At 58.0% G+C, this 10,511-nt stretch carries 8 protein-coding genes and 1 rRNA gene; 6 read left to right on the forward strand and 3 right to left on the reverse strand.

Annotated features, from left to right (window positions below; genetic code table 11):
* Positions 1-418 precede the first annotated feature (418 nt).
* From DLM86_RS06565 to DLM86_RS06575, 3 genes are all read left to right on the forward strand, one after another.
* Positions 419-1,348 (forward strand): ABC transporter permease, encoded by a 930-nt coding sequence (locus DLM86_RS06565; protein WP_245954371.1) that lies wholly within the window; start codon positions 419-421, stop codon positions 1,346-1,348.
* Positions 1,349-1,372: 24 nt separating this feature from the next.
* Positions 1,373-2,242, forward strand: coding sequence for a carbohydrate ABC transporter permease (locus DLM86_RS06570; RefSeq protein WP_245954372.1), 870 nt, complete (start codon positions 1,373-1,375; stop codon positions 2,240-2,242).
* Between the two features lie 86 nt (positions 2,243-2,328).
* The gene (locus DLM86_RS06575) at positions 2,329-3,948 is read left to right on the forward strand and encodes a type 2 periplasmic-binding domain-containing protein (RefSeq protein WP_110839157.1); all 1,620 of its coding nucleotides are present in this window, start codon (positions 2,329-2,331) and stop codon (positions 3,946-3,948) included.
* A 73-nt stretch (positions 3,949-4,021) separates the two neighbouring features.
* On the opposite strand, the gene DLM86_RS06580 is transcribed toward DLM86_RS06575, so the two are convergent.
* Positions 4,022-5,932 (reverse strand): hypothetical protein, encoded by a 1,911-nt coding sequence (locus tag DLM86_RS06580; RefSeq protein ID WP_110839158.1) that lies wholly within the window; start codon positions 5,930-5,932, stop codon positions 4,022-4,024.
* Between the two features lie 201 nt (positions 5,933-6,133).
* Here DLM86_RS06580 and DLM86_RS06585 point away from each other — a divergent pair, with 201 nt between their 5' ends.
* Together DLM86_RS06585 and DLM86_RS06590 are read left to right on the forward strand one after the other, a co-directional pair.
* Positions 6,134-7,054 carry a prenyltransferase gene (locus DLM86_RS06585; protein WP_110839159.1) on the forward strand — a complete coding sequence of 307 codons (921 nt, stop codon included), beginning with the start codon at positions 6,134-6,136 and terminating at the stop codon, positions 7,052-7,054.
* Between the two features lie 36 nt (positions 7,055-7,090).
* Positions 7,091-7,819: a DUF6081 family protein gene (locus DLM86_RS06590; RefSeq protein ID WP_110839160.1), complete on the forward strand. Its 729-nt coding sequence runs from the start codon at positions 7,091-7,093 to the stop codon at positions 7,817-7,819.
* Between the two features lie 67 nt (positions 7,820-7,886).
* On the opposite strand, the gene DLM86_RS06595 is transcribed toward DLM86_RS06590, so the two are convergent.
* The gene (locus DLM86_RS06595) at positions 7,887-9,083 is read right to left on the reverse strand and encodes an oxalate decarboxylase family bicupin (RefSeq protein ID WP_110839161.1); all 1,197 of its coding nucleotides are present in this window, start codon (positions 9,081-9,083) and stop codon (positions 7,887-7,889) included.
* Between the two features lie 103 nt (positions 9,084-9,186).
* Positions 9,187-9,939 carry an HNH endonuclease gene (locus DLM86_RS33170; protein WP_425453945.1) on the reverse strand — a complete coding sequence of 251 codons (753 nt, stop codon included), beginning with the start codon at positions 9,937-9,939 and terminating at the stop codon, positions 9,187-9,189.
* A gap of 504 nt (positions 9,940-10,443) precedes the next feature.
* Here DLM86_RS33170 and DLM86_RS06605 point away from each other — a divergent pair.
* Positions 10,444-10,511: ribosomal RNA gene (locus DLM86_RS06605) — 16S ribosomal RNA — on the forward strand; the annotation flags it as partial.

Raw genomic sequence — 10,511 nt, forward strand, 5'->3', positions numbered from 1 at the left:
ACATCCGAACGGTCGACGAACGTTTGCCTTCCGAAGGCGATGACCTGTGCATATTCGAAAGCAAGCTCCGTTCCGGCGATCCGGTTCGGAGCTTTTGTTGTGCGCCCGGCGTGAGGCCGCGGAACCCGATACGACGCGGCATGGCGCATTCTTTCGCATGTTCTGCAAATCGTTTTTCGGCCGATCTGCATCCTGTTGCATCACCTGCGTTTTGTTTTATTGCCGCCACGGCGCGTCGTCGGGTATCGTTTCGTTACGGACGCCGCAACGCTTTCGGGCAAACGGTCCGAGCAGCACGCGGTACAAGCAACATGAAAAGCAAACGGTAAGAGGTCCGGACAGACGGGAAAGGGGCGCTTAACCGACGATGAACGTACGAGCAAGCACGAGCGCAAGACGGAGGGGGGGCGGCAATGCTTTGCATGAGCGGCCCATCGGCAGAGGGCTCGATTCGTTTCGGGCGTATTGGAAGTACAAATATTTGACGCTGCTGTTTTTGCCGGCCGCGATTTATTACGTCGTGTTTCATTATGTTCCGATTTACGGCGTACTGATCGCGTTCAAAAACTACAAATTCAGTCTCGGCATTCTCGGCAGCCCGTGGGTCGGGCTGGACCATTTCCGCGACTTGTTCGCGTCGGGGGGCATTTGGCCGGTATTCCGCAATACGGTGATCATCAGCTTCTACAAGCTCGTGTTCGGCTTCCCGGCGCCGATCGCCTTCGCGATATTGCTGAACGAAATCCGGCTCGCCGTGTTCAAGAAGGCGGTGCAGACGATCAGCTACTTCCCGCATTTCCTCTCGTGGGTCGTGCTGGGCGGTCTGGCGATGCAGTTTTTGTCCCCGTCGATCGGGCCGGTCAACATCGTCCTGCAGGCGTTCGGGCTGCAGCCGATTTACTTTTTGGCGGATGCGGGCTGGTTCCGGTCCGTCCTGGTGGCGACCGACATTTGGAAGGAGCTCGGGTGGGGGACGATCGTCTATTTGGCCGCGATAACGGGAGTAAATCCGGAGCTTCACGAGGCCGCCACGGTGGACGGCGCGAACCGGTACCACCGCATCCGCTTCATTACGCTGCCGGCGATGGCGCCGGTCATTACGATCATGCTGATCTTCGCGATCGGGCGGCTCATCAACGACGATTTCGACCAGGTGTTCAACCTGTACAATCCGGCCGTCATGGAGGTCGGCGACGTTTTGAGCACCTATACGTACCGGATGGGGCTCGTCAACATGGAGTACAGCTTCGCCACGGCCGTCGGCTTGTTCAAAAACGTCATCGCCTTCGCGCTGGTCCTTACCGCGAACGCGGCGGCGAAAAAATTCAGCGAATACGGTCTATGGTAACGTCCGCGAAAGGAGCCGACCCGCTTGAAAGACAATCGGATTCAACTGTTCGACCTTATTAATTTCGTGTTCATGACCGCCTTGTGCGTCGCCACCATCTATCCGTTTCTGTACTTGCTGTCGCTGTCGTTCAGCACGGGCGACGTTCCGCTGACGCGCATCCACCTGCTTCCTCCGACATGGACGTGGGCGAACTACGAGAAGGTGCTGACGAACGAATACATCCTGAGCGGCTTCGCCAATACGATCGCGCGTACGGCAATCGGTACGGCGCTGTCGTTGACGGCGACGGTTTTCGCCGCATATCCGCTGGCGAAACGGTTTTTCCCGCACCGGACGTTTTGGACGGGGTTTATCGTGTTCACGATGTTTTTCAGCGGCGGGCTCATCCCGAACTACTTGCTCGTCAAGTCGCTCGGGCTCATGAACAGCGTGTGGGCGCTCGTGCTGCCCGGACTCGTAAGCGCGTTCTCGCTCATTATCGCGCGCAATTTTTTCATGGCGCTGCCGGAAAGCTTGGAGGAATCGGCGCGAATCGACGGAGCGAACGATATCGTCATCCTGTTCCGCATCGTCGTGCCGGTATCGATGCCGATTATCGCGACGCTGACGCTATGGACGGCGGTGCAGCATTGGAACGCCTGGTTCGACAGTCTGATCTATATGACCGACGCGCACAAGCAGGTGCTGCAGGTCGTCATGAGGCGCATCGTGCTGCAGGGAACGAAAGACATGATGGACGTCAACTCGTTCGAGGACCCGAACCTGGTCGCCAACCCGGACATGATCAAAGCCGCCACCGTCATCGTGACGGTTGTGCCGATCGTGCTCTTCTATCCGTTCCTGCAAAAGTATTTCGTCAAGGGCGTTCTTGTCGGCTCGTTGAAAGGGTAGCCGGAAAACGGTTTCACCGACGGACGGTTCAATGGTCCGCGTTATCATACGGGGAAACAAGTTCATACAAACGGGAGGTCAAGCAGATGAAAAAGGTATTCACGAACAAATGGGCGATGCTGACGGCGGCTTCGCTGCTCCTTGCCGCAGTCGCGTCCGGCTGCGGGGCGGGGGGGAAAGCCGAAACCGGCGACGGCGGCGGAGGGAAGGCCGGTTCCGCGGGAGCTTCCGACGCGACGGCGCCGAAGGCGGACAAGAAGTACAAAGTGTCCTGGGTAACCGGCCAATCGACGCCGGTGGAGCCCGGCGCCAAAATGATCAAGTACTGGAACGAGAAGCTGAACGTCGAGCTGGACGTCTGGAACATCGAGTCGAAAAGCTACGCCGAAATGATGAACCTGAAGTTCGCTTCCGGCGAAATTCCGGACCGGATGGTCGTTCGAGGCTTCGCCAGCTTGCAGAAATACGTCGATCAAGATATTTTGGCGGAAATTCCGCTCGAGATGCTGAAGAAATACGCTCCGAACGTTTATGCGAAGACGGAGAAAGAATTTCCGAACGCCTTCAACTATGCGAAAGTCGAAGGAAAAATATACGGCATTCCGCAGCTCGTCTTCTATGACCGGTTCCGGGCCCCGGTCGTCTGGCGCGGCGACTGGCTGAAAAACGTCGGCATCGCCAAAACGCCGGAAACGTTGGACGAATTCGAGCAGGCGCTGTACAAAATCGCCAACGAGGATCCGGACAAAAACGGCAAGAAGGATACGTACGGGCTCTCCAAATCGTCGATCGACGTCATTTACGGGGCGTACGGCTACAATCCGACGATGTGGACGAAAAAAGGCGACGCGCTCGTCTACGGCGCCGTCCAGCCGGAAATGAAGGACGCCTTGAAGCTGTTGAACAAATGGTACAAGGACGGCGTCGTCGATCCGGAATTCATTACGGGCGAAAATACGGGGGGCTACGCGCTGCTGTCGCACGCGTTCATCAACGGCCGCATCGGGGTAAGCAGCCTCGGCCGGTATTACCATTGGAAGCCGATTTTGTTCGAAGGGGACGGCAATTCCCACAACTACTTGGAAGTCAAAAAGCTGAACCCGCAAGCGGCCGACGCGCTCGTCCACGGCCTGCCTCCGAAAGGGCCGACGGGCAAAATGGGCGCTCCTCAAGGCAGCATGCTGAGCGGCAACTTCATCTCGTTCGGCAAGCCGCTCGAGAAGGAGCCGGATAAGCTCGCGAAGGTGCTGCAAATGATCGATACGATCAGCGCCTCCTCTTACGAAAACTACGTGACCGCCATGCTCGGCATGAAGGGCGAGGATTGGGACTATAATGCGCAAAACGTGCCGACGTTCAAAAAGGCGATCACATCGCAAGATTTGGAGAAAATGGGGGCGAACAACGTCATCGAGTCGCTCGAGCTGCCGGAATTTTCGGCGCAGCGCAATGCGCCGAACGCCAAGTGGGCGGCGGACGCCGGCTATGACAAGGGCGGCATCCGCAACGAGCTGCTGACGGCGCTTCCTTCGCAGGCGAAATTCCAGGCGGAGCTGCAAAAGCTGCAGGACCAAGCTTACATCTCGATCATTACCGGCGACAAGCCGCTCGAATACTTCGACGAGTTCGTCAAAAAGTGGAAAAGCGGCGGCGGCGAGCAGATGGAGAAGGAAGCGAACGAATGGTATTCGAAGCTCGGAAAATAACGCCTAGCGGCAAAGAAGCGAAAATGAAGCCGGCTCCGGGAGGGGCCGGCTTTGCCGATGCGCGGGGCGTTTTCTAGTGGTCCGACAAACGGAGCTCCAGCTCCGTCATACGGTTTTGGTTGAACGTATATAACATGGTAATGGGGCCGTGCGGGAACGGGACGTCCAACCGGTACGATTCCGGAGCGTCGGAATCGGCTTCCGGCTTCGGGACGGAAGCCTTTCCCCCCGAACCATCGCCGGACGAAGGCAATTTGGCCGGGACATAGGTCAGCTGCCCGCCGGTCTTGCTCAAGTAATCTAACGTTTCGAACAGCTCCGCCCCTTCGTACTGCCCGCGCAGCCGTTCCGTCCATTCCCGCTCCGTCATGTTCGGAACGGTCAGCTTGACGCCGCTCGCCTTCAAGCTATTCAATATTCGGACTACCATCGCGCCGTCCGCTTCCTGAAGCGCGACCGCAAGCGGCAAGTCCAACCGGTTGGGGCCGAAGGCGGCGTATTCGTTTTTGGCTTGGAGCATGTCGAAGACGTCATTCTTGCGCAAATCCCGGGCGAACCAATAATACACGAAGTCGTCCGGATTCATTCGGCTCGCTTTCGGAACCGCATAACGCCCGTCGCGCGATAATCGGAACGAAGCCTCGGCTTCGAACCGGGAAGGGTGCTGCAGCACGAACAGATGACGGCCGTCCCCGCTAAGCGCCATTTCCACCGACAGCGGTTCTCTCGACGACTGGCGGAGGTTCGCGATTTCCGCAAATCCTCTGCGGCTCGAATAGTAGAAGGAGCCGTCCTCGCTTCGTTCCCGAACCAAGCGGAACAGTACCGTTTGCGTCGCGGGGACAGCTTCCGCATGATGAACGGACCCGCTGCCCGACCGGATCACCTTCTCGACGTCGACATCCCATACGACCGTAGCCGAACCGCGAATGTCGCCGGGACGTTTTCCATCGGACATATCCGGTAGCGATATGTCGATCCGATACGGCTTCGTCCCCCAAGAGTAACCGTCGTACCTGTAATCGGTAGCGGGCAAGACGGTGGAAAAGGCGCTGTAAAACGACACGCCGGGAAGCGAAGCCGGCGGGCTTTGCACGATCCGCCCGATAGCGGCGGCCGGGTATCCCGTCGCGATCCATGCCCCGCAAGCCGGAAGCAGGACGATCAAGACGGCGGCAATGCCGGTTCTCCATCTGGTCCTTTCGCCGGAAGGCGCATCGTGGGGAAATCGGACGACCGGCTCGCCGTTTTCCCGGAGCAGCTGTACGAACCGTCTCATGAACTCCGCCAGAAGACTCGTTCCGACCGTACTGTAGACGAGCAGCGCGAAGTAGTAGTCGAGCGGCTTCGGCAATGAAACGACAGTGCTGACGATTCCCGTGACAAGCATGGCGAACAGCGCGAACGCCAGCATTCGCCGGAAGATGAACCGGAATACCCGAGGGGCGGCCGTCATCGCCCACGAAAAGGAGCTGTCGTAGAGGACGACCAAGTAAGGGGCCGGCGAAAAGACGTACACTCCGATCGCGGCGACTAACGTAAGCGGTCCGATGACAGGAAACAGCGAAACGGCGCAAAACGTAATCAACAGCTGGAAGGCGGTCCATTGCGCCATCGGCTTGAAATATCGGCGTCCGTAGACGCGAAGAGGTGCGGCCGGTTCGCGCAGGACCGCGCCTTTCAACGCCCCGAGATAGACCGCTCTCGCGTAGCTTTGCACGAGCCACGTAACGGCCAAGAAAATGGCGGACGGGGCGAAGCTCGGATCGTTCGTTTTCAGGTACGAATACGGCATGTTCAAATCGGACAAGGCGGGCATCCACATCGGCAATACCGCGCGGAATGCCGGCTGACCGCTCTCCGGACCGCCTCCGCCGAGCGATATCGAAAGCGGGAACGTTAACCCGAAATACGCGCCGATGACGGTCAAGATCGTTAACAGCAGCTCCGACAGCATGACGATCACGATACATTTGGCGTACATGAAGACCCCCGGAATTTTGGTGTCAAAAGGCTTTTCGAGCTTTACCTTAAAGAGATGCGCCGAAGGTTGGAAATGTTTCGATAAGGGTGGGAATATTATCCTTCAACCATTCCAACAAATGAGTGTACAGGCCCGAGGCGGGATGCTCTATAATAAAAGCGGGACTTTTCGATAATGATATGGCCCGGAGAGGATGCCGACATGAATACTTGGCACATGTGGATGAAAGCTTCCCGTTCCCGGGTATTGCCCGTCATGATCATCCCGGTCGCACTCGGCGCATTGGGCGCCTGCGCCTGGAACGGGACGTTTCGTCCGATATTGTTTCTCGTTACGCTGCTCGGCGCGGCGTGCGCGCATTTATTCTCGAACATGATCAACGACCTGTGGGATTTTCGCAACGGAGTCGACGTCGCCGCGAAAGAGACGGCGGCCGCGATTTCGACGAACTCCGGCTTCTTGGCGGGCGGGACGATTTCGGAGAAGGCGTTCGGATGGGCGACTTGGACGTTTTTCTTTGCGGCGGCCGCGTGCGGCGTCGCAGTCAGCTTGTACAGCGGCTTTTGGGCGATCGCCTTCGGCGCGCTCGGCGGCTTGATCGCTTATTTTTACGTGGCGCCGCCGATCAAGTTCGGCTACCGGGGGAAGGGGTACAGCGAAATCGCGATCTTGCTGTCCTTCGGCATTTTGCCGGTGATGGGAGCTTATTACGTGCAGACACAGCAGTTCGGCTATCGCCCATTTCTGCTTTCGCTGCCGATCGGGCTGTTGACGACGCTCATTTTGTTCAACCACCACTTCTTGCATTGGGAGGCGGACAAACGGGCGGGCAAACGGACGCTGGTCGTCGTCTGGGGAGAGCGACGTGCGCTCGTTTTCTCGAGATGGCTTGCGATCTTGAGCTACGCTTCGCTTGCCGTCTGCGTAGCCGTGCAGGCGCTGCCTTGGTACGCGCTGTTCGCCGCGGCGACGGCGGTTCCGCTGTTCCGCGTATACGGGACGCTGCGGAACGAGAACGAATCGCGGGCCTATTTGCCGCTTATGGGCGCGTCCTTGAAAGCGTCGGTGCGGAGCGGAGCGATCATGGCGCTCGCGCTTTTGCTGCAAGGGCTGATCCGGTAGAGGAACGACTATACCTCCAAGACGGGAGTGGATATCATGGAAACGCAAAAAACGTTCGGCGACTTCCATACGATTTTGTCGGAAGGGGAAGTTTGGAAAATCGGCGGATTTCCGCTGCAGGACGGCACCTTCTGGTCGTACCGCGAGCCGGACGCCGTCGTCATCGTCCGCAACGGCATATTGTATGTACGGGCGCCGCTCAGCCGCAAGCACGACACCGTGCAAATACTCGACAACGCCAAGCATATGTACTATTCGGTGGAGGAGGTCGAGGTGCCGGAGTCGGGGGAAGTCAGCTTCGAGCTGGACATTCGCGCCCGCACGAGCCATACGGTTCCCGGCGATTTGTATGACGGCTACGTCTCGCTGAATTTGCTCGATTTCACGACGGGAGCCGCACTCGATTTTTTCGCCGGCAACGACAAGTACGCGAGCGTCTACGCGGTTCTGCCGTTTCCGGGCGTACACGTTCCGGAGACGGACAAGACGCGGTACTTTTGCATCTTCAAGGAAGATACGAACTTCAAGCCGCGCGACTTCAACACGTACCGGATTACGTACAATCGGGGGGCGGACGAGGTCGTCTTTTATGTGAACGGCGAAGAGGTGCGTCGCGAGAAGGGCGTGCCGGTGAAGTTCAACCGGTTTACGATCGCGCTCGGCATAATGACGGAGAAGGATTTGACGCCGGAGGGCAGCGTATCCGTCCATGGCCAGACGGTGATCGGCGAATGGTCGCCGGTGAAAGTCACGATCAAGGAATAGGCGGAAAGGGCCGATTCGGCCGGGTGGATGGGCAACCCGGGCCGGATCGGCCCTTTTTTCGTATCGTTTACGGCATCCGTTGGTTCGGCGAAAGGTCCCGCTCGGGCGGGTATTTGACAACAGGCCATTTTTGCTTGCGCAAAGCGTCCATCAATTCGGGTCCGACATGCAACGTATTTTGGACGAGATCTTTGGGAGTCAGCGCCATCCACTGATTGAGCGAAACGTCGGCAAACCGGTCGCTCTTGAACATCTCCAAAAACCAGACGCTGGCGGAGCCCGTATTCTGAATATAGTGGCCGTAAGCGAACGGCACATAGCCGACGTCGCCGGCTCGATAGTCGAACGTTCGGGCCGTTCCTTGGGCGGCGAATACCGTCATTCGCGCTGTCCCGGACAGGTAGTATTGCCATTCGTCGTTGTTCGGATGCCAGTGCATCTCCCGCATGGCGCCCGGCTTCAGCTCTACGAGCGCCGCCGCAATCGCCGTGGAGATCGGAAAGTTGCTCGAATCGACGATGCGGACCGTTCCGCCGGGCGTCCGAATCGGCTCCTGGGCCAGCAGCCGGTGCGTAAAGCTTTTCGGTACGGCGCCGTAAGGGTCGGGAACGGCTTGGGATTCGATCGGTCCCGGCACTTGAGCCTGAAATATATACCGCTGCTCGTTCGGAATGTGGGCGAAGGCGCTCTCGGGGACGCCGAAGTTGGCCGCGAGTACGTCCTTCGGCGTATGGGCGAACCAGTCCGTGATCGAAAACGTGTTTATGTCGGAAAATTTGCCGTCGTCGAACACGAGCAAAAACTCGCACCCTTCCTCCAGCCCTTGGATCGAGTGGGGAACGCCCGGGGGAAAATACCATAGGTCGCCCACCCCGACGTCGGCGATAAAGTTTCGCCCGTTCTGGTCGACCGCCGTAATGCGCGCCTTGCCGAGCAGGACGATCGCCCATTCCGCCTGCTGATGCCAGTGGAGCTCCCTTACTCCGCCGGGGGTCAGCCGCATGTTCACGCCGGACATGGTAGTGGCGACAGGCAGCTCCCGAACCGTCACCTCCCGGGACCAGCCGCCGTGGTTCAATTGCATATGCGTATCGGAAAACGAAAACTTCATATTGGGGACGGTCCCGGCGTCGGTAACCGGAGGGACGAGAAGATCGGGGTTTTCCGCATCGCGCAATACGTCGCGGGGACCGAAATCGGTCGCTCCGGCCCCATCCTCGCGAATGGGCTGCGGGATGCTGGCGAACGTCGGTATCGTGTCCATGCAGCACGCTCCTCTACGATCGTTGCGACAGCTTCAGGCTGAGCACGCAAACAATGTATGCGGGCGGATGCGGATATATGTTGGAGGACGGGCGGCTTATCGCTTAATCGTCAAAGTCGCTGACGAAATCGTCGAGGCTGCGGTCCGCTTTGCTTTGATTGCACAAGTGGCAAGCACAGACGCAGTTGACGGGCGTCGTATGGCCTCCCTTGGCCCGGGGCAGCAAATGATCGATCGTATCCCCGTATTCGCCGCAAAAATGACAAGTGTAATTGTCACGCATCAATATATATTGGCGGAATTTTTTGTTCGTATAAATGCGCCGGATCGTATGACGGTTCACGACGACGGCGGCATGCTCCAGCACGAGCGTGACGGCCGTTTCCAGATCGGTTTCCTGATACCAGCGGCGTCCTTTGTCGGTACGGCCGCGCATCCGGATAATGCCTTCCCGGGTCGGACGAAGCACGGAAGCTTCGGGCCCTTCGGGTCTTGGCGGCGGTTCGGGAAGCGGCTTCTTCGTTCTCTTTTTGGGAAGGGGGAGCGCGTCGTCTTCTTCCGGCACTCGTTCGGCCATCGGAGGTTCGATCGGAATGGCCGATGAATCGGCTTTTTGCAGCTTGCGGCATTGCCGGCATGCGCCGCGTCGTGAAGCCTTCCCCGACCTTCTGCCGGTTCTGCGCAAAAAATCGGTTAGCGGCTTGGATTCTCCGCAGCGGGAGCATCGTTTGGTCGCGGGAGCGTCCCCGGACGTAAGTTCTTCGGGTGCCGTTCTCGGATCGGGGCCCATCTTGTCCACCTCAAGTTTTATTGTGCTATCTTGTATTGTACCTAATAATACGGCTCCTGCAAACATGGCGGGTATGGCGGCAGACGTTTTCCGACCGGCGGCTTCCTGCCTTTTGGAGATCTTCGACAGTTGCATTTGGCGTCGAACCGTGATATATTGTCATTCCGGCCGTCGATAAGACGCCGGCGATCGAAGGCGAGCGAAGCTGGTAAAACTTTCGCTTGCATCGGGAGAGCGAATCATGGTATATTGGTTTTCCGGCCATCGAGAGATGATCGGCGGTGAGAGCGGACGAGCTTCTGGAAGAAGTTGTCGCTTGCATCGAAAGGCCAAAACGTGATATATTGGTCTTCCGGCCGTTTGAGACAAGCGGTTCGGTGGAATACTGAAGCTTGTTCCTTGAAAACTGAACAACGAGCGTGCAAGTGCGGTCTCGCAAGAGACCACAACAAGTCAGTACGAATTGAGCAATCAGCTCTGAAATAAAAGGGAAACCTGAAAAAGGACAGTTTGATCCTCCGGATCAATCTCTCCAATTTCGTCGCCGGTTGATCGGAGAAGTTTCCCTCCTTATTGGAGAGTTTGATCCTGGCTCAGGACGAACGCTGGCGGCGTGCCTAATACATGCAAGTCGAGCG

This window comes from Paenibacillus flagellatus (assembly GCF_003217775.1).
Lineage (GTDB): Bacteria > Bacillota > Bacilli > Paenibacillales > NBRC-103111 > Paenibacillus_AB > Paenibacillus_AB flagellatus.